Genomic DNA, 25,435 nt, shown 5'->3' with positions numbered 1-25,435 from the left:
ATCCCGTCACCGGCCCAAGAACGTCAGCAGTCGCTCAAGCGGCCACGTGTTGATGACATCGTCCGTGGTCAACCAGGCCCGCTGCGCGATCCCCACCCCGAACCGCTGGTTGTCGAGGTGCGGAATGGCATGCGAGTCGCTGTCGATGGAGAACTTCACCCCGTGATGCTTGGCCAGCCGCACCAGATCGGCCGGCAGGTCCGAGCGGTCGGGGAAGGAGTCGATCTCCATGGCGGTGCCGGTGCGGGCGGCGGCGCGGAAGACGGCGTCCCAGTCGGCGTCCACGGGCTCCCGTTTGCCGATCTTGCGTGTCGTCGGATGGCCGATGATGTCGACGTACGGGTTCTCGCAGGCCGTGATGAAGCGCCGGGTCATCTCCTCGCGCGACATCCGGAAGTGGGAGTGGACCGAGGCCACGCACACGTCGAACTCCCGCAGCACCTCAGCGGGCCAGTCGACCGACCCGTCGGGGGCGATGTTGAGCTCGGTGCCGTGCAGGATCCGCATGTCGGGATACTTCTCTTGGAGCCCCGCCACCCTGCCCCGCTGCTCCAGCGCCTTGTCCAGGGTCATGCGCTGCATCGCCAGATCGGGCGCGTGGTCGGTGACCGCGTAGTAGACGTAGCCGCGGGCGCGGCCGGCGGCCACCATGTCGTCGAGCGAGGCGATACCGTCCGTCAGGTCGGTGTGGGTGTGCAGGTCGCCCTTGAGGTCGGCCAGCTCCACCAGCGTGGGCAGCTCGCCGCGCAGCGCCGCCTTGACCTCGCCGCCGTCCTCACGCATCGGCGGCGGCACGAACTGCATGCCGAGCGCGGCGTAGATGTCCTCCTCGGACTCGGCGGCGATCACCCGCTCGCCCTCGAACAGTCCGTACTCCGACAGCTTCCAGCCCTTCTTGACCGCCATCTCCCTGATGGCGACGTTGTGCTCCTTGGAGCCCGTGAAGTACTGCATGGCCGCGCCCCACGAGGCGGCGGGCACCACGCGCAGGTCGACCTGGATGCCGGAGGTCGTGCGGATGGAGGTCTTCTTCTCGCCCGCCGCGATGACCTCGGCGACGTAGGGCTGGGAGCGGAAGTCGTCCATGATGGACTCGGGCGCCACCGCGAGGATGTCGATGTCGCCGATGGTGTCCTTCATCCGCCGCAACGACCCGGCGTAGGTCATGCGCTCGGCCTTCAGCGACCCCATCACCTGCTCGGCCAGGGACATGGCCACGCCGACGTGGACCCGGCGACCGGCCTGCTCGATCTGCTCGATGCCCTTGAGCAGGTTGGCCAGCGTCTTGGGGCCGAGGCCCTTGACGCCGTCGAGCCGCCCGGAGGTGATCGCCTCGCTCAGCGCCGCCGTGGAGTCGATGCCGTAGTCCTCGAACAGCATGATCGCCGTCTTCGGCCCCAGCGAGGGCACCCGGGTCAGCCTGCGCACGCCCTCGGGCACCCGGCCCCGCAGGTCGTCGAGCTGCCGGAAGCTTCCGCGCCGCAGGAACTCCTCCATCTTCTTGGCGATCGCCTCGCCCACGCCGGGCACGGAGCGCACGTCGACGACCGAGATGTCCTCCGGGAACCCCGCGATCGCCTTGGCCGCCTTCTGATAGCTCCGCACCCGGAAGGCGTCGCCACCGCAGAGCGCGAACAGCTCCGCGTACTCCTGCAGCGCCGACGCCGCCTCCTCATTTGCCCGCATGCCCTTACCTTAGGGCGCGGGTCTGACAATCTTGTGCTTCAGAAGCGCACCTCGCGCGGCCGGTACGGCTCGGCCAGGAAGTCCAGCTCCTCCTGCGACAACGACACCGACACGGCCGCCACCGCGTCGTCCACGTGCCGGTCCTTGGTGGCCCCGACGATCGGCGCGGTGACGGCGGGCTGGTGGAGCAGCCAGGCCAGCGCGATCTGCGCGGCCGGCAGCCCGCGCTCGCCCGCCACCTGGGCCACCCGGTCGAGGACGAGCTTGTCGTTCTCGGGGTCGTACAGGTACTCGATGCGCCCGTCCGAGCCGGTCCTGGCGGTCGTGGCCGAAGCGCCGGCCCTGGCCAGCACGCCGCGGGCCAGCGGGCTCCACGGGATCACGCCCACGCCCTGGTCGGCGCAGAGCGGGAGCATCTCCCGCTCCTCCTCCCTGTAGAGCAGGTTGTAGTGATTCTGCATCGATGCGAACGCCGTCCACCCGTTCTTCTCGGCGACGTGCTGGGCCTTGGCGAACTGCCAGGCCCACATGGACGAAGCCCCGATGTAGCGGGCCTTGCCGGCCTTGACCACGTCGTGCAGGGCCTCCATGGTCTCCTCGATGGGCGTCTCATCGTCCCAGCGGTGAATCTGGTAGAGGTCCACGTAGTCGGTGCCGAGCCGGGTGAGCGAGGCGTCGATGCCGGCGAGGATGTGCTTGCGCGACAGGCCGCGGTCGTTGGCGCCCTTGCCCATGGGGAAGTAGACCTTGGTGGCCAGGACGTAGTCCTCGCGCCGGGGGAAGATCGCGCGCAGCGCCTTGCCGGTCACGACCTCGCTCTCGCCGCGGCTGTAGACGTCGGCGGTGTCGAAGAAGGTCACACCGGCGTCGGCGGCCCTGCGGATGAGCGGTTCGGCCTCGTCCTGCGCCAGCGCCCATTCCTGCCGGGCGGGGTCGCCGTAGCTCATCATGCCGAGGCAGATCCTCGAGACGTTCAAACCGGTGTTACCAAGTCTCCTAAAATCCATACCGCTCACCATATGGGGCGAACGTACTGCTTAACCGCTATGTCCAACCTTGAGTCATGACTGTCCAAAACCGGCAATGGCCTTTACAGGGCAGAGGTTGATCGGGTCGATTAGGGGGGCGGGGCGGCGGGGCGCCAACCCGTGCGAGCAGGAAGGAAGCCGCGCGGCCCGATGCCGGCGGCCGGATCAGGCGTTTCCGACCGCTTACCGGGGGTGGGGTGGAGGACACACACCGTGGGTTCCTGTCACGGGCACGTTCCAAACTGAAGATCGTCACGTCTTCCACGTGGGTGGGCGGCGCCGGACTGGTGGCGGGGTGCGTCGGCCTGATGGTGCCGATCCAGATCGGGCTGGCCGGGGCGGGGATGCTGGTCGAGGGCTCGATCGCGCTGCTGGTCCTGCTGACGCTGCACGGCAGGTTCATCTTGGAGACGCCGGCACGCCGTGCGGGCTCGTGGTGGCTGGTGGCGATCCAGGCCTGGCTGACATACCTGCCGCTGACCGTGTTCGGGGCGGCGTGGACCCCGGTGTGCGCGCTGCTGGTCGGCGCGCTGCTGATCGTCGCGGCCCGGATCCGGTCCATCGTGCTCGTGGTGCTGGCGATCTGCTGCGGCCTCGTGCTGCTCGCCGCTCCGGAACGCTCCAGTATCGATCCGATCTGGGCCGTCGTCAGCCCGCTGCTCGGCTTGCTCGAGTACGCCCTGGTGACGCTGGCCACCCGCGCCAGGAAGCTGGCCGACGCGCGCACCGAGGTCATGCGCAGGGCCGTCGTGCTGGAGCGGCGGCGTTTCACCCGCGACCTGCACGACCTGGTCGGCCACCGGCTGACGGTGCTGGTGCTGAAGGCGCAGCTCGTGCAGCGGCTGGTGGCCGAAGGGGACAAGCGGGCTCAGGAGGAGGCGAACGAGACGGTCGAGCTGCTGCGCGGCCTGTCGGCCGACGTCAGGGCCGTCGCCCACGGCCTGCGCGGCTCCTCGCTGGCGGCCGAGCTGGGCTCGGCGCGTTCGCTGCTGGAGTCGGTGCAGGTGCGCTGTCAGGTCAGGGTGGCCTGTCGCGACCTGCCCAGGGAGGTCGAGGAGGCGCTCACCCACTCCCTGCGCGAGGGCGTGACGAACGTCCTGCGGCACGCCGAGGCCCGCCAGTGCACGATTCATCTGTTGGAACGTGACCAAATGGTCCGCCTGACGATCAGGAACGACGGGGTACGCCCGCCGCGCCGCCCCGGCGACGCGGGCCAGGGCCTGGCGAACCTGGCGGAACGCGTGGAGGAGCTGGGCGGCTGGCTGGAGGCCACCTCGTCGCGGAGCGGCCAATTCGCGTTCACGGTGTACGTCCCACGGAAGAGGTAATCATTCGTTCGCCCGGTACATTGTGAAAAACGCACAAATGCAAGTTCATTAAGCATATTTCGTCAATGTTACGTGTAACTAGACCGAATCGCTCCAGGGCGGCAATCTTTTGAGCACGCCCCCCTGGAGGTCCGCGCACAATGGACAAGTACGAGCTGTACTGCCTGGTAGACCAGCGGTTCTACGACTCGCTGGAGCACAGCACGGCCGCCGACGCCGACTACCCCATTCTGCGCGCATCCGTACCCGCCCGCTGGTCCACCGCACTCACCGACACCTGGGCCTATTTCGCCCCCGACGACGCGCCGGCGCTGCCCGCCCAAGGCTGGAAGATTCACGTCTCCGCCCGGGTGGAAGACGCGGAAAAGGCCATCGCGGCCGTCCGGGACTACTGCCTGTCGCGGGGAATCGCGTTCAAGTTCCTGCGCGGTGTCGCCGTCCTGGTCATGGTCAACTCCAAGGCCGCCTCCCGGGCGTCCAGCGGCAAGCTGCTCACCGTCTACCCAAGGGACGAGGCCCAGCTCGAACTCGTGCTCAAAGAGCTCGACGAGCTCCTGCGCGAGGTCAAGGGCCCCTACATCCTCAGCGACCTGCGCTACGGCACCGGCCCGCTGTTCGTCAGGTACGGCGGCTTCGCCGAACGCCACTGCCTGTCCGCCGCCGGCGAACGCGTGCTGGCCGTCGAGGACGGCGATGGACGGCTGGTGCCCGACGTGCGCGGGGCCACGTTCTCGGTGCCGCCGTGGACGACACTGCCCGCCTTCCTGGAGCCCCACCTGGCCGCGCGCAACTCCGTGACGCTGGGCGGGCTGCCGTACCAGGTCGAAAGCGTCCTGCACTTCTCCAACGGCGGCGGCGTCTACCTCGGACGCGACACCCGCACGGGGGAGCGGGTGGTGCTCAAGGAGGCCAGGCCCCACGCCGGGCTGGACGCGGCAGGACGCGACGCCGTCGCCAGGCTCGAACACGAGCGCGACATCCTCGAACGCCTGTCAGGGCTGCCCGCCGCGCCCGCCGTGCACGGCTACTTCACGCTGGGCGAGCACCACTTCCTCGTGCAGGAGTTCGTCGACGGCACGCCGCTGCAGCGCCGCCTGGTCTTCCGCTACCCGCTGACCCGCGCCACCTGCACAGAGCAGGACCTGGCCGACTACACCGCATGGGCCGTCGAGACCCTGCGCGAGGTGGAGAAGGCGGTCGCATCGCTGCACGAGCGCGGGGTCGTCTTCGGCGACCTGCACCCGGACAACATCCTGCTGACCGACGACGGCCGGGTGGCGCTGATCGACTACGAGGTCGCCACGCTCGCCGACGACCGGGCCCGCGCCGCGCTCGCCCACCCGGCCTTCGCCCCGCCCGCCGACCGGCACGGCGTGGACATCGACCGGTACGCGCTGGCCTGCCTGCGCCTGGGCCTGTTCGCGCCGCAGTGCACGATCATGCTGCCGCTGCACCGGCCCAAGGTGGCCCACCTCGGCGAGCTCGTCAAGGAGACGTTCCCCGTCCCCGCCGAGACGGTGGACCAGGCCGTCTCGACCATCGCGGGCGGCGAGAAAGCGGCGCCCGGCGCGCCCATGCCGGACACCTGGCCCGACCTGCGCGAGGCGATGCGCCGGGCCATCGTGGCCTCCGCCACCCCCGAGCGCGACGACCGGCTCTTCCCCGGCGACGTGGCCCAGTTCCAGCCGGGAGGCGGCCTCAACCTGGCCCACGGCGCGGCCGGCGTGCTGTTCGCCCTCGACCGTGCCGGGCTCGGCCCCTTCCCCGAGTACGAAAGCTGGCTGCGCGAGCGGGCCCGCCACCCGGTCCCCGGCTCCGGCCTGGGCGTGTACGACGGCCTGCACGGCATCGCCTACGTCCTCGACCTGCTCGGACACCACCAGGACGCCCGCGACCTCATCGAGGTCTGCCTGCGCGAGAAGTGGGAGCACCTGGAGTCGGCCCTGTACTCCGGCCTGTCAGGCGTCGGCCTGAACCTCCTCCACTTCGGCCGCGCCGACCTCGCCCTGCGCGCGGTGGACATCTGCGCGGAACGGCTCGGCGGCCCCGTCTCCGAGATCAGCGGCGGCACCCATCCGCGCGCCGGCCTGATGTACGGCTCGTCCGGCCCCGCGCTGCTGTTCCTGCGCGCCTACGAGCACACCGGCGACCCTGCGCTGCTCGACCTGGCGGCCACCGCGCTCCGCCAGGACCTGCACCGCTGCAGGCACGCCCAGGACGGCTCGCTCCAGGTCAACCAGGGGTGGCGGCTGCTGCCCTACCTCGACGAGGGCTCCGCCGGCATCGCCCTGGTGCTGGAGCGCTACCTCGCGCACCGGCACGACGAGGCGTTCGCGACCGCGCTGGCCGAGCTGCGGCTCGTCGGACGCGCCGGCTTCTTCGTCCAGTCAGGGCTCTTCACCGGCCGCGCGGGCATCCTCGCCGCGCGCGCCGGCGACCCACAGGCCCAGGTGAAGGGGCTCAGGTGGCACGCGCTGCCGTACGGCGGCGGGCTCGCCTTCCCCGGAGACCAGCTCCTGCGCCTGTCCATGGATTTCTCGACCGGAACGGCGGGCGTGCTCTTCGCCCTCGCCGTGGTGATGGGCGGCCAGTCAGGCCACCTGCCGTTCCTGGAGGCCGCTCCCGGGCGGCCTGCCCCCGACTCACCCCGGAAGGAGGTGTAACACACATGGTGCTTCTCGACCTTCAGGGTCTCGAGGCTCCCGCGGCCAGCGACGTGGCCAGCGGCGGCAGCACGCTCACCGCTCTGACTTGCCACTCCGGCAAGCCGAGCAACCTCAGTGTCGCTCTCTGCCACTGAACCGATATATCGATCCCCGCGCCGTCCACGACGGCGCGGGGATCGCGCGAAACCGGATCGACGAGGGAGGCGCGGGGTGCGGGCAGGAGACCGGCTGGTGATCGGCGCGGTACGGCGCAACGGCCCATGGCCGGCCGTCCTCGCGCTCACCGCGGTCGCCGGGGCGGCCGGTGAGCTGGCGATCCCGTACGCCATCGGGCGTACCGTGGACACGCTCGTCTCCGGCCGGCCGGACGGCACCTCCTGGCTGGCGCTCTGCGTCTGCCTCGTCGTCGTGGTCATGCTCTGCGAAAGTCTCGGCGTCTGGGCGCGCGGCGCCAGCGGCGCCCACGCCGCGGCCACGCTCCGGCTCGGCGTCCTGCGGCACGTGCTCGGCGCGGGCCCCGCGGCCACCCGCCGCTTCCCCGAAGGTGAACTCGTCTCCCGGGCAGGACTGAACACCGAGGAGGTCGGCAGGGCGCCGGAGACGGTGATCAGCGCCGTCGCCCTCCTGGTCCCCACCGTGGGCGCGCTGGTCATGCTCACCCTCATCGCCCCCGTCCTGACGCTCACGCTCGGGGCGGGCATCGTCGTCATCCTGCTCGCCCTGCGCGCCTTCCTGCGTGCCACGACTGCGATAGCGGGCGGATACCAGCAGGTCCAGGGCGAGATCGCCGCCAGGCTCGTGGACGCCATGGACGGCGCCCGCACGATCGCCGCCGCCGGCACCGCGGACCGGGAGGCGCGGCGGGTGCTGGCGCCGCTGCCCCGGCTGCGCGCCCACGGCATGGACCTGTGGCGCGCCAACGCGACCGCCGCCGTCCAGGCGGGCCTGGTGGTGCCGCTCCTTGAGGTCGGCGTGCTGATCGCCGGCGGGTTCATGCTCGCCGCCGGGCAGCTCACCGTCGGCGAGTTGTACGCCGCCGCCCGCTACGCCGTGCTCGGGGCCGCGCTCAGCACCGCGCTCGGTCACGTCGGCGGGCTGGCCAGGGCGCGGGCCGCCGCCGAACGGGTGTCCGACGTCCTGGCCCTGACACCGGTCGCCTACGGACCGCGCACGCTCCCGCCCGGCCAGGGAACGGTCGAGTTCCGCGACGTCGCGGTGGGCGAGTTGACCGTCGGCGACCTGACGCTGCCCGGAGGGACGGTCACCGCCGTGGTGGGGCGGTCGGGGGCGGGCAAATCCCTGCTGGCCGCCCTGGCGGGCCGTCTGGCCGACCCCGAACGCGGAACCGTCCTGCTCGACGGGGTCCCGCTGCGCGAGCTGTCCAGAGGCGAGCTGAACAGGGCCATCGGCTACGCCTTCGAACGCCCCGTCCTCCTCGGCGCCACCATCGCCGAGGCCATCGGGCCAGGTCACCGGCGGGCCGCCGTGGCCGCCAGCGCGGACACCTTCGTCCGGCGGTTGCCGCTCGGCTACGACACCCCGCTGCGCGAGGCCCCGATGTCCGGCGGCGAACGCCAGCGGCTCGGCCTGGCCAGGGCGTTCGCCAGGGGCGAGCGACTGCTGGTGCTCGACGACGCCACCTCGAGCCTCGACACCGTCACCGAGCGCCAGGTCAGCAGGGCGCTCACCACCGGAGGCCGCACCCGGCTCATCGCCGCCCACCGGCTCGCCACGGCCGCCCGCGCCGACCAGGTGGTCTGGCTGGAGGACGGGAAGGTCCGCGCCGTTGGCGCGCACCACCTGCTGTGGCGGGAGCCCGGCTACCGGGCGATCTTCCAGGGAGCGGCGTCATGAAGCCGATCGGGTTCTGGCGGGCGCTGCGGCGCGAGCCGCGCCTGCTCGTCAGGATCGGGCTCTGGTCGGTGCTGGAGGCCGCGCCCGCCTTCCTCATCGGGCATGCCGTCGCGCGGGCCATCGAGGACGGGTTCGCGCCGGGCCGGCCCATGATCGGGCTGGGCTGGCTGGCGGCGCTCGGCGTCACGTGGCTGGTGGCCGCCGTGGCCGCGCGGCAGGTGGTGCTGGCCGTGGCCGGCGTGGCGGAGCCGTTCCGCGACGACCTGCTGACGCACGTGGTCGAAGGGGCCGTGCGGCGGGAGCCGGCCCGCGACAGCGCCGGGGTCGCCAGGGCCGGGCTGCAGGTCGAGCTGGCCAGGGACGCCTTCGCCGCCGTGGTCACCACCGTGCGGGGGTTCGCGTTCACGGTCGTCAGCGTCGTGCTCGGGCTGCTGACGCTGGCTCCGCAGACGCTCGCGCTGGTGCTGCCGCCGTTCGCGGCGGGCCTCGGGCTGTTCCTGGTCTCGCTGCCGGCGCTGGCACGGCGGCAGCGGGCGTTTCTGCTGGCCGACGAGCGGCTGTCGGAGGAGATGACGGCCGTGGCCGGCGGGCTGCGCGACATCGCGGCGTGCGGCCTGGGCGCGCGGACGGCGCGACGCCTGGGTGACGAGGTCGGCGCGCAGGCCGCCGCCGCCCGCGCGCTGGCCTCGGTGACGGCCGTACGGACCGCCGCGCTGGCCGTGGGCGGCTGGTTGCCCGTCGTCCTCATCCTGGCGGGAACGCCATGGCTGCTGCGGGAGGGCGTCGGGGCCGGCGTGATCGTGGGGGCGCTGGCGTACGTGACGCAGTCGCTGGCCCCCGCGCTCGGCGGCCTGGTGCAGGGGCTCGGCGTGAGCGGCGTCAGGCTCGCCGCCACGCTGGCGCGCATCCTCGACTCGGGCCCGCCCGCCACGCCGCCCGCGTCCAGGATCAGCCCCCGCACCGGCGAGGTGCGCCTGCGCGCGGCCACCTTCTCCTACGGCCCCGGATCCGCCCCGGTCGTCGACCGCCTGGACCTGACCGTGCGGGAGGGCGACCACCTGGCCGTCGTGGGGCCGAGCGGCGCGGGCAAGTCCACGCTCGCCGGCCTGGTCAGCGGCGTGCTGCGGCCGGGTTCCGGCGAGGCGCTCATCGGCGGCGTGCCCGCCTGCCGCGTCGATCCCGCCGTGCGGGTGCTGATTCCGCAGGAGGCGTACGTCTTCCGCGGCACGCTGCGCGAGAACCTGACCTACCTCAGCGAACCGGACGCCGACCTGGACGCCGCCGTCGAAGCCCTCGGGGCGCAGGCGCTGGTGGCCGACCTCGGCGGGTACGACGCCGAGGTCGACCCGGCGGCTCTGTCGGCCGGCCGGCGGCAGCTCGTCGCCCTGATCCGCGCCTACCTCGCCCCCGCATCCCTGATCATCCTCGACGAGGCCACCTGCCACCTCGACCCCGCCGCCGAGGCGCGGGCGGAGCAGGCGTTCGCGCGGCGCGGCGGCACGCTCATCGTGGTCGCCCACCGCCTCACCTCGGCCCTGCGCGCCCCCCGCGTCCTGCTCATGGACGGAGCCGAGGTCACGATCGGCACCCACGACGAGCTGGTCAGGCTCTCGCCGCTCTACGCCGACCTGGCCGGCCACTGGCACCCGGAGCCCGTTTCATGAAATTTCCAAGCGAATACCCGCCCGCCGAACGCCGGCCCGTCACCGACCGCCTCCACGGCCGTGACGTCGACGATTTCTACCGCTGGCTGGAACACCCCGCCGACCCCCGCACCCAGCACTGGCAGGCCGCCCAGGACGAACTGTGGCACGACAGCGCCGCCCGGCTGCCCGGCCGCGCGGGCTTCCTGGCCCGCCTCAACGAGCTCAAGGACACCGGCCTGGTCACCCCGCCGGTGTGGCGCGGAGAAAGGCGCTTCCACCTGCGCCAGTCCGCCTCGCAGGAGCATCCGGTCCTCTACTGCGACGACCGGATCGTCCTGGACCCCATGGAGCTCGACCCGACCGGCCTGACCACACTGGACGACTGGCAGCCCGACCAGGAGGGCCGCCTCCTGGCGTACCAGATCTCGCGCAGCGGCGACGAGAAGGCGGACCTGTACGTCATGGACGTCGACACCGGCGAGATCGTCGACGGCCCCATCGGCGGCTGCCGCTACTCGGCGGTCGCCTGGCTGCCCGGCGGCCGGGCGCTCTACTACGTGCGCTTCCACGAGGGGATCCGCCTGCGCAGGGTCGGCGTCGCCGCGGACACGCCGGTCTTCGGCCTGGGCCCGATCTCGTACGGCGTGCAGATCAGCGCCGACGGCCGCTGGCTGACGATCTCCGCGGGCACGGCGTCGGGCAACTCGCTCTGGCTGGCCGACCTGGCCGGCGGCGACCCGGAAAGGCCGCGGCCCCGTCCGGTGCAGGAGAGCGCGCACGCCCGCACGGCGGGCGCGGTCGCCTGCGACGGCCGCCTCTACCTGCTCACCGACGGGGACGCGCCCCGGCGCAGGCTCTGCGTCGCCGACCCGGCCGAGCCGGGCGCCTGGCGGGAGCTGATCCCCGAGGACCCGGAGGCGGTGCTGGGCGCGTTCACCCTGCTGGACGGCGAGCGGTTGCTGGTCTCCAGGACCCGCCACGCGGTCGGCGAGATCGCCGTGCACCACGCCCGCACCGGCGAACGCCTGGGCACCGTGCCCCTGCCGGGCAGCGGCTCGATCGCCTCGCTCACCGCGCGCCCCGACGGAGGCCCCGAGGCGTGGTTCGCCTACACCGACGCCGTCACCCCCGCCGAGATCTGGCGCTACGACGCCCGCACCGACGCCACCACCCTCTGGTCTGCCGCGCCCGGCCGCGTCACGCTGCACGACGTGCACAGCCACCACATCGAGTACGACTCCGCCGACGGCACCCGCGTGCGCATGGTCGTCGTCGCCGGGCCCTCGCGCGGCGGGCCCAGGCCGACCATCCTCAGCGGGTACGGCGGCTTCGGCATCCCCCTCATGCCCGGCTACGCCGCCGACTCCCTGGCCTGGGTCGAGGCGGGCGGCGTGCTGGCCATCGCCAACCTGAGAGGCGGCGGCGAGGAGGGCGAGGCCTGGCACCGGGACGGCATGCTGGAGCGCAAGCAGAACGTCTTCGACGACTTCGTGGCCGCCGCCGAGAAGCTGATCGCCGACGGCTGGACGACGCCCGACCGGCTCGGCATCTGGGGCGAGTCGAACGGCGGCCTGCTCGTCGGGGCCGCCCTCACCCAGCGGCCCGACCTGTTCGCGGCGGCCGTGTGCTCGGCGGGGCTGCTCGACATGGCCCGCTTCCACCGCAGCGGCCTCGGCCCCTCGTGGACCGGCGAGTACGGCGACCCCGACGACCCCGAGCAGCTCGGCTGGCTGCTCGCCTACTCGCCCTACCACCACGTCAGGAAGGGCACGGACTACCCGGCGACGCTGTTCACGGTCTCGGCCGGGGACAGCCGGGTCGACCCCATGCACGCGCGCAAGATGTGCGCCGCGATGCAGTGGGCCAGCGGGGGAGAGCGGCCGATCCTGCTCAGGCACGAGCTCGACGTGGGGCACGGGGCGCGGGCGGTCAGCCGCTCGATCGGCCTGGCGGCCGACGTCCTGGCCTTCCTGGCCGCGCACACTGCCCCGAACGGCACCGACCCTGACGCTGCCGCCGGCTCAGATCCAGCCTGACTCCCTGGCGATGCGGATGGCGTCGATCCGGCTGCGCGCGCCGAGCTTGGACGTGGTCCTGGCCAGGTAGTTGCGTACCGTGCCCTCGGTCAGGTAGAGCGAGGCGGCGATCTCGCCGATGGAGGCCCCGTCGGCCGCCGCGCCGATCACGTCCAGCTCGCGCGGTGTCAGCGGCGCCTCAGTCGAGCGCATGGCCGCGATCGCCAGCTCCGAGTCGATGACGCGCTCGCCCTCGGCGACCCGGCGGATCGCGTCCGCCAGCCGCTCGGGCGGCGCGTCCTTGGCCATGAACCCCCGCACGTGCGCGTCCAGCGCCCGCTTGAGCAGCCCAGGGGTGCCGACGCCCGTCAGGATCAGGACCCCGCACTCGGGTAACTTCTCGTGCAGCTCGCCCGCGGCGGTGAGCCCGTCCTTGCCGGGCAACGCGATGTCGATCACCGCCACGTCGGGGCGGCAGGCCTCGGCCACGGCCAGAATACGATCTCCGCGTTCGACTTCGGCGACGACCTCGATGTCCTCCTCATAAGCCAGCAGCGCCACGAGCGCCCCTCGTATCAGGTGCATGTCCTCAGCGAGCAACGTTCGAATCACCATGCGTCCTTGCGGTCGACCAGGCTTACAACGTCTGCGGGCCCCTTAATCCTGACCTATAGCCATAATTGTGGAAAGCCTCGGTGGCTGTGGGTCAAACGGCCGTCTAGCGCCACCATCTTCCCCAATTCTCAGGAACTTCACATGATGTCTTCGCCCAGAGTGAAGGGCGGGCTCGCCGCGCACCTCGGCGTGATCATCGTGACGCCGGGCACCGAACCGATCGAAGCCAGCGCCTTGCCGGCGTCCGCGAGCCCGATCGTGCGGGTGACGAGCTGGTCGGGGTGGAGGATCCCGGCCCTGATCATCTCCAGCATCGGCGGGTAGGCGTGCGCGGCCATGCCGTGGCTGCCCAGCAGCCGCAGCTCGTGGCCGATCACGCGCTCCATCGGCACCGGCGTCGGCCCGCCGGGCAGCAGCCCCACCTGGACGTGCCGCCCCCGGCGGCGCAGGCTCTCGACGGAGGCCGCGCAGGTGGCCGGGCTGCCCAGCGCGTCGAGCGACACGTGCGCGCCGCCCCTGGTCAGCTCCCGCACCTGGGCTGCCGCGTCGCCGGCGGAGCCGTTGACGAAGTGGGTCGCGCCCGCCACCTCGGCCAGGTGCAGCGCGTCGGTGTTGATGTCCACGGCCACCACGCGGGCCCCCGCCGCCGTCGCGATCATGACGGCGGACAGGCCGACCCCGCCGCAGCCGTGCACCGCCACCCACTCGCCCGGACGCACCTCGCCCACCTGCGCCACGGCGCGGAAGGCGGTGGCGAAACGGCAGCCGAGCCCGGCCGCGGTGGCGTAGGCCATGTCCTCGGGGATCGCGATCAGGTTGACGTCGGCATGGTCGATGGCGACGTACTCGGCGAAGGACCCCCAGTGGGTGAAGCCCGGCTGCGTCTGGCGTTCGCACACCTGATGCTCGCCCGTGGCGCAGGCCGCGCAGGAGCCGCAGGCGCAGATGAACGGCACGGTCACCCGCGCGCCCGGCAGCCAGCCGCGCACCTCGGAGCCGACGGCCTCGACCACCCCCGCCAGCTCGTGCCCCGGCACATGGGGCAGGGCCCTGATGTCGGGATCGTGCCCCTGCCAGCCGTGCCAGTCGGAACGGCAGAGCCCCGTCGCCTCGACCCTGATCACCGCTCCGTGGGGCGCCGGCGATGGGTCGGGCAGCTCCCGGACGTCGAGTTCGCCACCGAAGATGTCAAAGGCAACCGCGCGCATCTCATGAGCTTAGAGTCAGTTGCCGCAGCTCGCGCAAGGCCTGGTCCGATGGCGAGCTCAGCGGCGAGGTGTCAAACCTAACGAAACGGACAGGAGGGGGTGATGGGAAGAGATCTGGACAAGGAGCGCTTTACCGAAGCGGAGTTCGCCGCGTTCGGAAAACGTATCCGTGAGCAGCTCGGCGACCTGCGCGAGCTGCTCGACACCCCCGGCTTCGGCCAGGGACCGGCCACGATCGGTGCCGAGCTGGAGCTGTTCCTGATCGACGAGCGGGGCCGGCCGCTGCCGCGCAACAGCGAGGTCCAGGAGGCGCTCGACGACCCGCGCGTGGTGCTGGAGCTGGGCCGCTTCAACCTGGAGATCAACCTGACCCCCACCCCGCTGGCCGGCGAGCCCTTCGAGCGGATGAGCGCGGAGGTGCAGGAGACGATCACCAAGGTGGACGGCGCGGTCGAGGGCGGCGGCGCGCTGCCCATCGGCATCCTGCCCACCCTGGACGCCGGGCACTTCACGGTGGGCGCCATGAGCGACCAGAACCGCTACCGGGCCATGAGCAGGGGCTTCAGGCGGCTGCGGCTGGAGCCGTTCCTGGTCAAGATCGAGGATCTGGAGCTGGCCGTCGAGGACGTGATCCTCGAAGCCGCCAACACCTCATGGCAGGTGCACATCCGCACGCCGCCCGAGGAGTTCGCGCGGCTGTTCAACGCCGCCCAGCTCGCCGCCGGGCCGGTGCTGGCGGCGTGCGGCAACTCGCCGTTCTTCCTGGGCAGGCGGCTGTGGGAGGAGACGCGGATCGCGCTGATGGAGGAGGCCGTCGACGACCGGGACGTGGAGCGGCGCGAGCGCAGGGACGGGCGGGTCACGTTCGGCTCCGACTGGGTGCGCGAGGGAGCGCACGAGCTGTTCGAGCGGTACGTGCGCGACTACGAGCCGATCGTGCCCGCCCTGTCCGAGAAGGCCGAGCGGTACGACGTGCCGGAGCTGCGGCTGCACCAGGGCACGATCTGGCAGTGGAATCGTCCCGTCTACGACCCGGCCGACGGCGGCCACCTGCGGGTCGAGATGCGCGCGCTGCCGGCGGGGCCCTCGTGCGCGGACATGGCGGCGAACACCGCCTTCCTGCTCGGGCTGACGCTGTCGCAGAGCCGGCGGGACCTGACCGGGTACCGGTTCGCGCAGGCGTACCAGAACTTCTATCGGGCGGCCATGGACGGGCTGGACGCCAAGTTGTCCTGGCCCGGCTGGGAGGGCGAGTTCGAGGCGGCGGAACTCGTGCTCGCCCTGCTGCCCGAGGCGCGGGAGGGGCTGCTCGCGGCCGGGGTGTCGGCGCACGACGCCGACCGGTCGCTGGAGGTGATCGCGCAGCGCACCCGGCTGCGCCGCACGGGGGCGGTGTGGCAGCGCGAGACGCTGGCCCGCTTCGACGGGGACCGGGAGCGGCTGGTGCGCCGCTACCGGGAGCTGGCGCTTTCCGGCACTCCCGTGCATTTGTGGCCCTGATCTTTTGTTTGTGGCGCTGATTCGCAACCCCGGTCCGTCTCGAGTCGTCAAAGTAGTCAAGTGATGGCAAAGAGAGGGAAGTATGGCGGACGCGGGGATGGTTCCAACGGATAAATCGCCTTATGCCCTGAACCGGGCGTCGGGCGACCTCGCCGAGGGAGCCCAGAAGCTGGCGGAAGAGATCGGCAGCACGTCCGTCGAGGCGCTGCTGGCCACGGCGAACAGGACGGGCAGGAACAAGGGCGCCCCCGGCGCCATCGGCGACATGCGGCCCAAACCGGCCGCGTGGTACGCCTTCGACGACAAGGACCAGGACACCGCCGACTGGTATCCCCAGGGCCTGACCTGCGGCGAGGACTCCGGCGAGATCGGGGTGCCGGTGTTCGTGGCGAGCTGGTACTTCAAGCCCCAGGTGGGGGAGCGGGGCATCAGGGTGTCGTTCCTGAGCCCCAGGACACTGAGATACCAGCACGCGCTGCTGGTCGAGGCGGCGCAGGACGGCTCCTACGCGCCGATCGACATCCACGCGGGCGGCATCGCCCTGCACGGCGACCTGCTCTACGTCGCCGACACCGCCAACGGCCTGCGCGTCTTCGACCTGAACCACCTGCTCGACCTGCGCACCGCCCAGAACGACCTCGGCGACCCGACGCGGGTCGGCCGCCACGGCGGCAAGTTCCACGCCTTCGGCTACCGCTACATCGTCCCGCAGACCGACGCCTGGCAGGTCGCGCAGGCGGGGCCGAAGTTCTCGTTCGTCTCGATCGACCGCAGCGGCGCCACACCCCAGCTCATCACGGGCGAGTACCGCGAGAACGACCCCGGCGGCTGGGTGGCCCGCTGGGACCTGGACCTGGCCGGGGGCGAGCCCAACGACGCCTTCGTCATGGGGCACCCCAAGATCCAGGGGGCGATCTCGTGGAACGGCACGTGGTACCTGAGCCAGGCGGCCGGCTCCACCGCCAACGGCAAACTGCTCGTCCACGCCGATGGCGAGCTGCTGACCAGGCCGTTCCCGATCGGTCCAGAAGACCTGACGGTGCAGGGCGGCAAGCTCTGGAGCGTCACCGAGTTCAGAAACAAGCGGGTGATCTTCGGGGTCAGCCTCTGAGCGAGTCAGCCTTTGAAGTGGGGTCCTGCGACAGGACATCCAACAGCAGAACGGCCGGGCGCTCCTTTGCGCGTTGGCGTCCGCGAAAATGGTGTACGGGGCTCTCCTCGCGAGTGGCGTCGCTCTCGGCGAAGAGTCCATCCATGAGGGCGAAGCGCCTGTCAGGCCACCTTTACGGTGTGATCGCCGAAATCGGCCACGATGTCCAGCGTGCCGCCCAACGCGATGACATAGGCGCGCACCGTGTCCAGCCCACCGATCTGGCCGTGCTCGATCTGGGACACACGGGCCTGAGAAACGCCCATGCGTTCGGCGAGCAGCTTCTGGGAGATGCCCAGGCGCTTGCGCATCTCGGCGAGCTGGGTGCCGCGCAGCTCTGCCCGCAGCTGTTCGCGGCTGACCTCCCGCACTGCTACCCGCTCGGGGGCGTCCCAGCTGGGGTCGATCTCGCGGATCTTGGCCTTGGTGTCGGACCACTTCACGAAGTCGCTCATCCCCGTTCCTCCTTCTCCTTCTCGGTACGGTATGCGGCGTAGCGTTCCTCGGCCAACGGGATCGCCGTCCGATACCACCGGTTCCATTCCCCCGCCTTGTCCCCGGCGACCAGCACGATTGCCTCCCGTGTGGGATCGAAGACGAACAACAGGCGGATTTCCGCTTCTCCAGGTACCCGGGGCCGTAGCTCCCTGAGGTTGTGCAGGACACGGGAGTGGTGAATCCGGTCGACCAGCGGGCGGCCAAGCTTCGGGCCTTGCAGAGCGAGTTCGTCCAGTGCTTCCTCGATCTTCTCCGCGGTGGCCGGGGCGTTCTTACATATGTCGAGAAACCAGGCATTCACTTCAGCGTGCAGCGTGATCTCCCAGGCCAGCGGCCGGCTCCACCGCCAACGGCAAACTGCTCGTCCACGCCGATGGGGAGCTGCAGACCAGGCCGTTCCCGATCGGTCCAGAAGACCTGACGGTGCAGGACGGCAAGCTCTGGAGCGTCACCGAATTCAGAAACAAAAGGATGATCTTCGGGGTCAGCCTCTGAGGTGGGTGTGCAGAACCTCGCGGTAGCGGGCGTCGAAGTCGTCGTAGCGGGCCCGTAGCTCGCCCCCCGGCCAGTCGGCGGGCAGCAGTTCCGGGGGCAGTAGCGGATCGGCGAGCAGATGGCGCAGCACCGCGGCCGACACCAGGAACCCCTCCGCCAGCCCCTCGGAACGGTCGAGGGCCCGCTCCAGCCTGCGGGCCTCGTCCGCCCAGCCGTCCAGATCCCACAGCAGGGGCGTGGGGTCGCCGTGGGGGCGACCGTCGATCAGCGTGCACTGGGCGGCGACGATCTCCGGCCACCGGCGGACCAGGTTGGCCGGGCGCATCCAGGTGCCCTCGCGCAGTTCGGCCAGGCGCAGCGCGCTCATGGTGTGCCGCAGCGCGGCGCGGTCGACCGGCGCGCGCCGCTCGGCGGTGACCACGGCCACCTCCCACGTGCCGTCCCAGTGCTTGGTGTGGGGGTCGCGGCTCTCGTCCTGCCTGGCCTGGCGTTCGACGAGCCGCTCCGACAGCGTGTACGCGCGTTCGGACTGGATGAGATCGCCCGCCGCGACCATCCGGGACAGCGCCACCCGCACGGTGCCCTCGGCGATGCCGAACAGCGCACCGATGCGCACCAGGTGACGGGCGGAAAGCCGAGGCGGGTGGCTGCCCAGCAACGCGCTCAGCACGGCCGATCTGGCGCTCAGTCCATTACGCTCTTCCATCGCGTGTCGATTATATGTAACACTCGCGAGTATGGGGCGCTATCTGATCGAACCTTTCGACCGCAGCGATCGTTACGCGACCGAGCGCTATCAGGGCGCGGCCGGGCGTAACTGGTGGCAGTGCGATCCCACGCTGCGCCTGCTCATGCGGCGCCATCTCGGCGACGGCTTCGCCTGGGCCGAGCCGCACCTCGACCGGCTGGGCGCGCTCACGGGCGGGCTGGTGGCCGAGTGCGCGGAGGAGTCCGACCGTAACCCGCCGCGGCTGGAGAAGTACGACAAGTGGGGCAGGGACGTCAGCGAGGTCGTCATGCCGCCGTCGTTCCACACCGCCAAACAGGCGCTCATGACGGACAACTTCACCTCACCCGCCTTCGCCGACGAAGCCCGCGCACACGGGGCGAACCCGGCCGCGCTCGGAGCCGCATGGACGTACCTGCTCGACCAGGCCGACATCGGGATGGGCTGCGCGCTCGGCACGGGCGGGGACATGGTGGTCTCCCTCGCCGAGAAATACGCGCCCGAGGACGTCCGCGATCGGGTACGGGAGATCTTCGCCAACGGCTTCTACTCGGGCGAGGCCGCTCAGATGTTCACCGAACGCACGGGTGGCTCGGACCTGGCGGCCCTGGAAACCACCGCCGAACCCGTCGGCGACGCCTGGCGCCTGTCGGGCTTCAAATGGTTCGTCTCCAACGCCAACGGCTCGGCGTTCGTGGTGCTGGCCAAGCTGCCCGAGGGGGCCGTCGCGCCCTTCCTGGTGCTGTGGGAGCGGCGCGACGGCGAGCGCAACGGGGTGCGGATCAGGCGGCTCAAGAACAAACTCGGCACCAAATCGGTCGCCCTGGCCGAGGTCGAACTCACGGACGCGGAGGCGTTCCTGCTGGCAGGAGAGGGCTCGGGGTCGGGCCTCGGCACGATGATGAAGCTCACCAACGCCTCCAGGCTCGGCATTGCCATGATGGGCCTCGGTGTGGCCAGACGCGCCCTCGTCGAGTCGCTCTGCTACGCCCGCGCCCGCGAGGCGTTCGGCCGCCCGCTCATCGAGCAGCCACTGATGCGCCGCAAACTCGCCGAACTCATCGTCGAGGTCGAGGCCGCCCAGGCGCTCGTCTTCGACAGCCACCTCGGCCCGCGACTGCGCCTGGCCCCCGCCCTCGTCAAACTGCGCGCCGCCCGCCTCGGCGTCACCGCGGCCAGCGACGCCATCGAGGTGCACGGCGGCAACGGCTACATCGAGCAGTGGCCGGTCGCCCGCCTCCTGCGCGATGCCCAGGTCAACCCGATCTGGGAGGGCGGCGACAACATCCTCTGCCTGGACGTGCGGCGGGCGATGCTGCGCGAGAACGCCCACGAGCCGTTCCTGGAGCGCCTGCGCGCCCTGGCCACCTCCGACCTCGTGCACGCACGCATCGAGGACCTGACCAAGGCGATCTCGGCGTGGGCGGCCCTGGAACACTCCGTCGCCGAGGCGCGGTTGTATCCGCTGGCGCAGTTCATGGCCGACGTCTACGCCGCCGCCCTGCTGGAGGACCAGGCCACGTGGGGGCTCGACGACGGCCGAAAGTCACTCGTGGCCCGGCTCTACGCCGAGGCGCACCTGGCCGACCGCGGCCCGCTACGCGGCATCGACGCCCCGGTCGCCGACCACTTCGAGGATCTCCTGACGGGAGTGGTCACCTTCTGATCGACGCTACAGGCCGGCCAGGTTTCACGGCCCAAGGCTATGCTGCTGGTCGATGATGGACACGCAAGATCCGTGGCTGTTGCACTTCACTCACGTGGACAATCTGGAGAGCGTTGCTCGGACCGGACTGGTGGCCGACAATCTTCAGCCGCCACTGGTCGTGGAGTGTGCTGAGCAGGGGATCAAGGAACTTCGGAGAACACGCTCGGTCCCCATCGGCCCGTTGGGGGTGGTTGCCGACTATGTTCCCTTCTACGCATCGAACCTCGCGTGGGTGGCAAGTGATCGAAACGCGGCCCTCGCCACAGCACGGTTCACCGCTACGCAACGCGAACTGGCCACCCATATAGATTGGGCGCTGATGGAAGCGGAATACTGGGCCAACACCGACGAGGATGGGTCTCGTGTTCAACGCCGCATGGCCGAACTACTGGTCCATGAGCGAGTGCCGTGGATGGCCTTCTCACGTGTCTATGCCCAGACTGAGTCCGTGGCCGCGGTCGCACGCGAGATCGTCGGGCTGGAGCGGCGTCCTTCCGCGGAGGTCAGAGCGCACTGGTACTTCTAGAACGGTTTCGAAAACACATTCGATCAGGGATAATCGGTGAGGGGGTGGGCTGAAGTGATCAGGGAAGTCAGCGGAAACTTGCTGCGTGATGATGCCCAGGCGCTCGTCAACACGGTCAATCTGGTCGGTGTCATGGGTAAAGGCATAGCGCTTCAGTTCAAGCGAGCCTTCCCGGAGGTCTTCGCCGCCTACGCCGAGGTCTGCGCCCGCGGCGAGCTCAGGCCTGGAAAGATCCTTCCCGTGCGGCTCGCGGGTACGGATCGCTGGGTCCTCAACTTCCCGACCAAGCGTCACTGGCGACAACGCTCCCGGCTTGACGATATCGTCACCGGGCTTGATGATCTCGCACGCCTCCTGGTCGATCTCGAGGTCCGTAGCGTCGCCGTGCCTCCGCTCGGCTGTGGGAATGGTGGGCTGCAATGGTCCGTTGTGCGCCCGCTGATCATGGAGAAGCTCGGTAGCCTTGACCTGGACATCCGTCTCTACGGTCCCGGAACGCCTCACCCGCGGGACATGGTGACAGGCGCGGACCGGCCACAGCTCACGCCCGCTCGGAGCCGATTGATTGCCACCTTGTCCAGGTATGTGGCTCTTGCCTTCGAATCTGGCGTGTCGGTGACGCCCCGGCTATCACTGCTGGAGGCGCACAAGATTCCCTATCTCATCCAGTGCGCTGGTCTGGACCTGGGGCTGCGATTCACCCCGCACATTTACGGTCCTTTCTCCGTTCGGCTCAACCAGGAACTGGCGGCCATGGAAGGCCACTACCTCCTGGGTTATGGGGACGGCACACTGGGAGCCAGAGCCGTGCTCCAAGTTCAGCCGGACGCAGCCACTGCTGCGGAGACAGCCGTCGCCGGGGATGTGGCGTTCGAGCAGGCGTGGGAATCGGTTCGCAGCGCTGTCGTGGGTTACGAGTATCCGGAGGGCATGGAGCTGCTGGCGACTGTTCAGTACCTGGCCTCGAAATCGGGAGTTGTCGCCGATCGCGGCGCTCTCGTCAGTGAGATGGCCGCATGGAGCCCTCGTAAGCAGCAGCTCTTCACACCCAGCGATATTGGGGGTGCCTTCAACCGGCTACGTGAGTCGGGTCTCCTGACCAGCCGGTAGCTCCGCAACGCGTTCAGCATGCGTGGAGATCAGCGCTTTGGGCCGCGCGCTGACACTCGCAGCGGACTGATCCAATCGTGCGGGCCGGAGCCAGGTGGTTGCTGAAGCCAGTGCCGATCCACGCAGATGGCGGGCTGGGCGAACAGCGGTGGTTGCCTGCTCAGATGCCGATGAGCCGGACACGGTTGCCGCACAGCCGGGCCATGTCGTCGACATCGGAGGTCAGCATGGCCACCGGGCCCGGCTGGCGCAGTGCCATCTCGGCGACCGTCGCGTCGATCGCGTACTGGTGGCCGTGCAGGCCCGCTCCTTTGAGGAGCTTCGCGGCCGCCTTCGCCGCGTTCTCGGTTACCGGCTCGACCTTGACGCGGGAGAGCGCCCACTGCAGTCGAGGCATGTTCACCCGTGTATGGCTGACTTCCACGATGGTGTTTGCGCCGATGATGAAATCGGCGCCCATGGTCTGGAACACCTGGAACATCGCGAGAATCTTGCGATCCTGTGCGATCCAGGCGGAAAACCCTTGAGAGTCCAGGACGACGGTTTCGACGTGCTCGATCACGCTGCGCCCGCTGAGCCGTCGAGGCCCGCTGCCCCGAAGATCCTGGAGTGGGCCTGAGCCAGTTCCTCCTCGGTGAACTCTCCGTGCTCCTCCTGGTAGCGCAGCAGGTCGGCGCCGAGGAGTTGGTGCCGTAGCTGACGTGCCACCGCCTCGGCGACATAGCCGGATACGTTGTCGGTGAGCTTCCTGAGCTCGGCGACCTGGTCATTCGGTAGCGTCACCGTGATGCGTGTCGTTTCCGCCATGAAGCAAGCATACTGCGGTATGCGCGACGGCGCCGCTTCGCTCGTGAGAGACCGCTGAGTCTCCTGGTCCCTACGAGGAACGGACGGCGGGTGTCGCGGTCCCACCGTCGCAGATGGCGGGTGAGCTGGACGTGCCTCTTGGCCCAGGCTGGTGGCCGTACCGGCGGGGGAGCAGGCCGGCGGGGCGTCCCCGGAGGGCTGGATCGCCCTGTCCGCCACATCTCTGGACCGCCTCGTTACAAACTGCTGAGAACGGCAAGTCTCACGGCCTCCGCCGAGCTGGCAACATTCCTAAAGTTTTCGGCATCTTACGATGCATGAGATTTCGTACGGCTCTGGTGACACTTCTCCTGACCTCCGTCACTCTGATCGCACAGCCTGCTGGGGCTGCCACGCGGGCCACGATCGCGTACGCGCAGCTGAAGCAGACCTGGGAACTGGTGCTCACCAACGGAGACGTGGTCGAGGTGCCGGAGGCGCTTGCCAAGGCGCCCGCCGGCGCGGTCAATTCCGGTGCTCGGGCGCCGTTCCTGGTGAGCGGAGACGGGCGGCATTTCTTCTACTTCCGGAAATCGGATGAGCGGTTCGTCGAGCGGACTCTGAGCAGCAAGGAAAGGGTCGTGTCGCGGGACCTCACGGCGTACTCGATCAACGAGGAGTGGCCGTTGGTGTCGGACGACGGCAGTTTTGTGATCACGATGACCTCGGCCCCGGGGGTGGGGGTCTTCGCGGACCTACGGAAGGGCAAGCAGCTGCCGTCTCCGGGAAAGACGGACGCGTGGGGTTTCAGCGGATTCAGCCCGGACGGCAAGCGACTGCTGCTGCAAGGGGAACGGGTGGTGGTGTTCGACCGAGGGCTGCGAGCCCGGACCCGGCTCAAGACGAGGCTGTCACCGGTCGCACTGGCGAACGACTACGTCACCACGGCGGTACCTGTCGGCACATACCCGAAGTACCGCAAGCTGCGCCTGCTCAACCTGCGTACGGGCCGCGCGAGCAGCACGGTGACCGTACAGTTGCCGCGTGGGCAGTACATCGACGACCTCGACTTCGACCGGGCCGGACACGTGATCGTGCGATCGAGGACCAAGACGGGGGTGGCGATCTACCGGGTCTCGAAGGTGACGGGCAAGGCGACACTGATGCGGCGAGTCGCCAGACCTGTTGCGGCGGTCTGGGTGCTTCCGGGGGACAGCGCGTACGAGCCGTGGACGGAGAAGAAATGATGTGAGGGGCGCACTCTGTTCGGTTCAAGACAGGGGCACCTTCGTCAGAGGTGCCGATTTGCGGGGGTGCGTCACCATGCTGCGAATCGACCCCGGCGGTGACGAACGCGCTAGCGGGCGCGGGCGGGTACAACCCATGCCTGTTTCGCTCACATGCTGTAAATTTCCTCTGAAACGCTCTTGCCTCTACACGTGGTACTGCGCCTTCAAGAGGAGCACGATGACACCTCTCCCAGTCCTTCCGAGCCAGGTGGATGGGACAGGCAAGCCTGTTCTTCGTGGGCGATCCGTAGCAGCATGAATGTTCGACGCATCGGCCGATACACCCTGTCCAGACTGCTGGGTCAAGGCGGGCAAGGCGCGGTATACCTCGGCGAGTCTCCAGGCAGCAGGAAAGTCGCAGTGAAACTGCTGCACGCCCGGTTTGCCGGCGATGACGACGCCCGTCGACGGTTTCGGCGTGAAGTCGCGGTTACCCGGCAAGTCGCTCCGTTCTGTACCGCCCGAATCATTGACGTCGACATGGACGGCGACCAACCGTACATCGTCAGCGAGTACGTCGACGGAGTTTCCCTCGAAGAACTGGTCAGGCGGGACGGGCCTCGAGACGAAGGCGGACTGGCACGCCTTGCGATCAATACGATGACAGCGCTGACGGCCATCCACCAGGCTGGGATCGTTCACCGAGACTTCAAGCCGAGCAATGTACTTCTCGGGCCCGAAGGCCCGGTGGTCATCGACTTCGGCATCGCCAAGGTGCTGGATGCCACTTCCACCAAGACCAGCGGTGCGGTCGGCACGCCAGCATACATGTCACCTGAGCAGGTGGCGGGAGCCGAAATCGGACCCGTATCTGACGTCTTCTCCTGGGCTGTCACCTTGATCTTCGCGAGCACGGGTCGGATGGCTTTCGGGAACGACAGCATCCCAGCCATTCTCTACCGGATCTCGCATGCGGAGCCGGAGCTTCGAGGCGTGGCTGAACCATTACGTAACCTGCTCAGGGCCTGTTTGTCCAAGCGACCAGAGGATCGGCCGTCCGACCAGGACATCCTGCGCGCGCTCATGGGCGGTATCAGCATGGGCCTTCCTGCGGATGGTCAGCCGCTTACCGTGGATCTACGGAACGCCGCGACACTCAAATACACCAAGCGGCTCGAAGAGAACGCACCAATCCATTCCTTGCTTGAGGACGGCAGTCGGCTTCTGTCACCGTCCTCCGCACAATCGCTCTCGGGCACCGTCCACGAGCGCGTCCCATACGCCTTGCCCGACCTCAGACTTCTCAGGCCGGACACAGTTCTTCGCCCCCAGACCGAGGCCAACTGGACCGTGGTGAACGCGCTGACGAGCGTGCTGGAGCAGTTCACCATCGACGCGCAGGTGATCGGCTTCACCCGAGGGCCGACGGTGACCCGCTACGAGATCGAACTGGGGCCGGGGGTCAAGGTCGAGAAGATCACGGCGCTCACGAAGAACATCGCGTACGCGGTCAAGTCCGCAGATCTCAGGATTTTGTCGCCCATTCCGGTTAGGTCGCCCATTCCGGGCAAGTCGGCGATCGGGGTGGAGATCCCGAACGCCGACAAGGACCTGGTGGCGCTCGGTGACGTGCTGCGCGCCCAGGTCGCCCAGGCCGACC

Annotated in this window: 22 protein-coding genes; 13 read left to right on the top strand and 9 right to left on the bottom strand. The window is 69.8% G+C overall.

The features are described from left to right. Positions 1–6: 6 nt before the first annotated feature. Positions 7–1,686, bottom strand: a complete 1,680-nt coding sequence (polX, locus tag ACFOY2_RS45185) for a DNA polymerase/3'-5' exonuclease PolX (RefSeq protein ID WP_379534321.1) — start codon at positions 1,684–1,686, stop codon at positions 7–9. 38 nt (positions 1,687–1,724) lie between these two features. Further along, complete coding sequence (locus ACFOY2_RS45180) at positions 1,725–2,693, bottom strand: aldo/keto reductase (RefSeq protein ID WP_379534320.1); 969 nt, start codon at positions 2,691–2,693, stop codon at positions 1,725–1,727. Positions 2,694–2,911: 218 nt separating this feature from the next. Here ACFOY2_RS45180 and ACFOY2_RS45175 point away from each other — a divergent pair, with 218 nt between their 5' ends. From ACFOY2_RS45175 to ACFOY2_RS45150, 6 genes are all read left to right on the top strand, one after another. Further along, positions 2,912–4,042, top strand: a complete 1,131-nt coding sequence (locus ACFOY2_RS45175) for a sensor histidine kinase (RefSeq protein ID WP_379534319.1) — start codon at positions 2,912–2,914, stop codon at positions 4,040–4,042. Between the two features lie 140 nt (positions 4,043–4,182). Beyond that, complete coding sequence (gene lanKC / locus ACFOY2_RS45170) at positions 4,183–6,705, top strand: class III lanthionine synthetase LanKC (protein ID WP_379534318.1); 2,523 nt, start codon at positions 4,183–4,185, stop codon at positions 6,703–6,705. 5 nt (positions 6,706–6,710) lie between these two features. Beyond that, positions 6,711–6,842: a SapB/AmfS family lanthipeptide gene (locus ACFOY2_RS45165; RefSeq protein WP_173522393.1), complete on the top strand. Its 132-nt coding sequence runs from the start codon at positions 6,711–6,713 to the stop codon at positions 6,840–6,842. Between the two features lie 76 nt (positions 6,843–6,918). Further along, positions 6,919–8,562, top strand: a complete 1,644-nt coding sequence (locus ACFOY2_RS45160; RefSeq protein WP_379534317.1) for an ABC transporter ATP-binding protein — start codon at positions 6,919–6,921, stop codon at positions 8,560–8,562. Then, positions 8,559–10,226, top strand: coding sequence for an ATP-binding cassette domain-containing protein (locus ACFOY2_RS45155; protein ID WP_379534316.1), 1,668 nt, complete (start codon positions 8,559–8,561; stop codon positions 10,224–10,226). The genes ACFOY2_RS45160 and ACFOY2_RS45155 overlap by 4 nt, the downstream gene beginning before the upstream one ends. Beyond that, positions 10,223–12,244: a prolyl oligopeptidase family serine peptidase gene (locus ACFOY2_RS45150; protein ID WP_379534315.1), complete on the top strand. Its 2,022-nt coding sequence runs from the start codon at positions 10,223–10,225 to the stop codon at positions 12,242–12,244. Before ACFOY2_RS45155 ends, ACFOY2_RS45150 begins: the two co-directional genes overlap by 4 nt. Here the strand turns inward: ACFOY2_RS45150 and ACFOY2_RS45145 are convergent. Continuing rightward, complete coding sequence (locus tag ACFOY2_RS45145) at positions 12,230–12,835, bottom strand: response regulator transcription factor (protein ID WP_379534405.1); 606 nt, start codon at positions 12,833–12,835, stop codon at positions 12,230–12,232. The genes ACFOY2_RS45150 and ACFOY2_RS45145 overlap by 15 nt on opposite strands. Before the next feature lie 140 nt (positions 12,836–12,975). Next, complete coding sequence (locus ACFOY2_RS45140; protein ID WP_379534314.1) at positions 12,976–14,046, bottom strand: zinc-dependent alcohol dehydrogenase family protein; 1,071 nt, start codon at positions 14,044–14,046, stop codon at positions 12,976–12,978. 102 nt (positions 14,047–14,148) lie between these two features. Here ACFOY2_RS45140 and ACFOY2_RS45135 point away from each other — a divergent pair, with 102 nt between their 5' ends. Together ACFOY2_RS45135 and ACFOY2_RS45130 are read left to right on the top strand one after the other, a co-directional pair. Beyond that, positions 14,149–15,546, top strand: a complete 1,398-nt coding sequence (locus ACFOY2_RS45135; protein ID WP_379534313.1) for a glutamate--cysteine ligase — start codon at positions 14,149–14,151, stop codon at positions 15,544–15,546. 82 nt (positions 15,547–15,628) lie between these two features. Continuing rightward, a complete protein-coding gene (locus ACFOY2_RS45130; RefSeq protein WP_379534312.1) occupies positions 15,629–16,657 on the top strand; it encodes a hypothetical protein in 1,029 nt (342 codons plus the stop codon). 161 nt (positions 16,658–16,818) lie between these two features. Here ACFOY2_RS45130 and ACFOY2_RS45125 read toward each other — a convergent pair whose 3' ends face one another. The 3 genes from ACFOY2_RS45125 to ACFOY2_RS45115 form a co-directional block, all read right to left on the bottom strand. Then, complete coding sequence (locus ACFOY2_RS45125) at positions 16,819–17,151, bottom strand: helix-turn-helix domain-containing protein (RefSeq protein WP_379534311.1); 333 nt, start codon at positions 17,149–17,151, stop codon at positions 16,819–16,821. Beyond that, a complete protein-coding gene (locus ACFOY2_RS45120) occupies positions 17,148–17,495 on the bottom strand; it encodes a type II toxin-antitoxin system RelE/ParE family toxin (RefSeq protein ID WP_379534310.1) in 348 nt (115 codons plus the stop codon). Before ACFOY2_RS45120 ends, ACFOY2_RS45125 begins: the two co-directional genes overlap by 4 nt. 183 nt (positions 17,496–17,678) lie before the next feature. After that, a complete protein-coding gene (locus tag ACFOY2_RS45115; protein WP_379534309.1) occupies positions 17,679–18,395 on the bottom strand; it encodes a PaaX family transcriptional regulator C-terminal domain-containing protein in 717 nt (238 codons plus the stop codon). Between the two features lie 31 nt (positions 18,396–18,426). On the opposite strand from ACFOY2_RS45115, the gene ACFOY2_RS45110 reads away from it, so the two are divergent. Genes ACFOY2_RS45110 through darG form a run of 3 tightly spaced genes read left to right on the top strand, consistent with a single transcriptional unit; the run spans position 18,427 to position 21,760 of the window. Further along, positions 18,427–20,082 (top strand): acyl-CoA dehydrogenase family protein, encoded by a 1,656-nt coding sequence (locus ACFOY2_RS45110; protein WP_379534308.1) that lies wholly within the window; start codon positions 18,427–18,429, stop codon positions 20,080–20,082. 52 nt (positions 20,083–20,134) lie between these two features. Beyond that, positions 20,135–20,650, top strand: coding sequence for a DUF4433 domain-containing protein (locus ACFOY2_RS45105; RefSeq protein WP_379534307.1), 516 nt, complete (start codon positions 20,135–20,137; stop codon positions 20,648–20,650). A 54-nt stretch (positions 20,651–20,704) separates the two neighbouring features. Continuing rightward, positions 20,705–21,760, top strand: coding sequence for a type II toxin-antitoxin system antitoxin DNA ADP-ribosyl glycohydrolase DarG (gene darG, locus ACFOY2_RS45100; RefSeq protein WP_379534306.1), 1,056 nt, complete (start codon positions 20,705–20,707; stop codon positions 21,758–21,760). Positions 21,761–21,920: 160 nt separating this feature from the next. On the opposite strand, the gene ACFOY2_RS45095 is transcribed toward darG, so the two are convergent. Together ACFOY2_RS45095 and ACFOY2_RS45090 are read right to left on the bottom strand one after the other, a co-directional pair. After that, positions 21,921–22,322 carry a DNA-binding protein gene (locus ACFOY2_RS45095; RefSeq protein WP_379534305.1) on the bottom strand — a complete coding sequence of 134 codons (402 nt, stop codon included), beginning with the start codon at positions 22,320–22,322 and terminating at the stop codon, positions 21,921–21,923. Then, complete coding sequence (locus tag ACFOY2_RS45090; RefSeq protein ID WP_379534304.1) at positions 22,319–22,567, bottom strand: hypothetical protein; 249 nt, start codon at positions 22,565–22,567, stop codon at positions 22,319–22,321. The genes ACFOY2_RS45095 and ACFOY2_RS45090 overlap by 4 nt, the downstream gene beginning before the upstream one ends. A 317-nt stretch (positions 22,568–22,884) precedes the next feature. Here ACFOY2_RS45090 and ACFOY2_RS45085 point away from each other — a divergent pair, with 317 nt between their 5' ends. Both ACFOY2_RS45085 and ACFOY2_RS45080 read left to right on the top strand, forming a co-directional pair. After that, positions 22,885–23,793, top strand: a complete 909-nt coding sequence (locus ACFOY2_RS45085; protein WP_379534303.1) for a hypothetical protein — start codon at positions 22,885–22,887, stop codon at positions 23,791–23,793. Between the two features lie 297 nt (positions 23,794–24,090). Continuing rightward, the coding region (locus ACFOY2_RS45080; RefSeq protein WP_379534302.1) for a DNA translocase FtsK at positions 24,091–25,435 on the top strand (1,345 nt) is incomplete at its 3' end.

Origin of the sequence: Nonomuraea purpurea (assembly GCF_042650645.1) — a bacterium.
Taxonomy (GTDB): domain Bacteria; phylum Actinomycetota; class Actinomycetes; order Streptosporangiales; family Streptosporangiaceae; genus Nonomuraea; species Nonomuraea purpurea.
Note: the sequence above shows the minus strand (reverse complement) of the source record. Positions and strands in the feature narration are given on the sequence as shown.

Coding starts and splice junctions, on each gene's coding strand:
- ACFOY2_RS45125 (WP_379534311.1), bottom strand. CDS start 17,151: ATGAGCGACTTCGTGAAGTGGTCCGACACCAAGGCCAAGATCCGCGAG.
- ACFOY2_RS45090 (WP_379534304.1), bottom strand. CDS start 22,567: ATGGCGGAAACGACACGCATCACGGTGACGCTACCGAATGACCAGGTC.
- ACFOY2_RS45115 (WP_379534309.1), bottom strand. CDS start 18,395: ATGGAAGAGCGTAATGGACTGAGCGCCAGATCGGCCGTGCTGAGCGCG.
- ACFOY2_RS45150 (WP_379534315.1), top strand. CDS start 10,223: ATGAAATTTCCAAGCGAATACCCGCCCGCCGAACGCCGGCCCGTCACC.
- ACFOY2_RS45165 (WP_173522393.1), top strand. CDS start 6,711: ATGGTGCTTCTCGACCTTCAGGGTCTCGAGGCTCCCGCGGCCAGCGAC.
- ACFOY2_RS45140 (WP_379534314.1), bottom strand. CDS start 14,046: ATGCGCGCGGTTGCCTTTGACATCTTCGGTGGCGAACTCGACGTCCGG.
- ACFOY2_RS45130 (WP_379534312.1), top strand. CDS start 15,629: ATGGCGGACGCGGGGATGGTTCCAACGGATAAATCGCCTTATGCCCTG.
- ACFOY2_RS45135 (WP_379534313.1), top strand. CDS start 14,149: ATGGGAAGAGATCTGGACAAGGAGCGCTTTACCGAAGCGGAGTTCGCC.
- polX (WP_379534321.1), bottom strand. CDS start 1,686: ATGCGGGCAAATGAGGAGGCGGCGTCGGCGCTGCAGGAGTACGCGGAG.
- lanKC (WP_379534318.1), top strand. CDS start 4,183: ATGGACAAGTACGAGCTGTACTGCCTGGTAGACCAGCGGTTCTACGAC.
- ACFOY2_RS45155 (WP_379534316.1), top strand. CDS start 8,559: ATGAAGCCGATCGGGTTCTGGCGGGCGCTGCGGCGCGAGCCGCGCCTG.
- ACFOY2_RS45105 (WP_379534307.1), top strand. CDS start 20,135: ATGATGGACACGCAAGATCCGTGGCTGTTGCACTTCACTCACGTGGAC.
- ACFOY2_RS45180 (WP_379534320.1), bottom strand. CDS start 2,693: ATGGATTTTAGGAGACTTGGTAACACCGGTTTGAACGTCTCGAGGATC.
- ACFOY2_RS45110 (WP_379534308.1), top strand. CDS start 18,427: ATGGGGCGCTATCTGATCGAACCTTTCGACCGCAGCGATCGTTACGCG.
- ACFOY2_RS45085 (WP_379534303.1), top strand. CDS start 22,885: ATGAGATTTCGTACGGCTCTGGTGACACTTCTCCTGACCTCCGTCACT.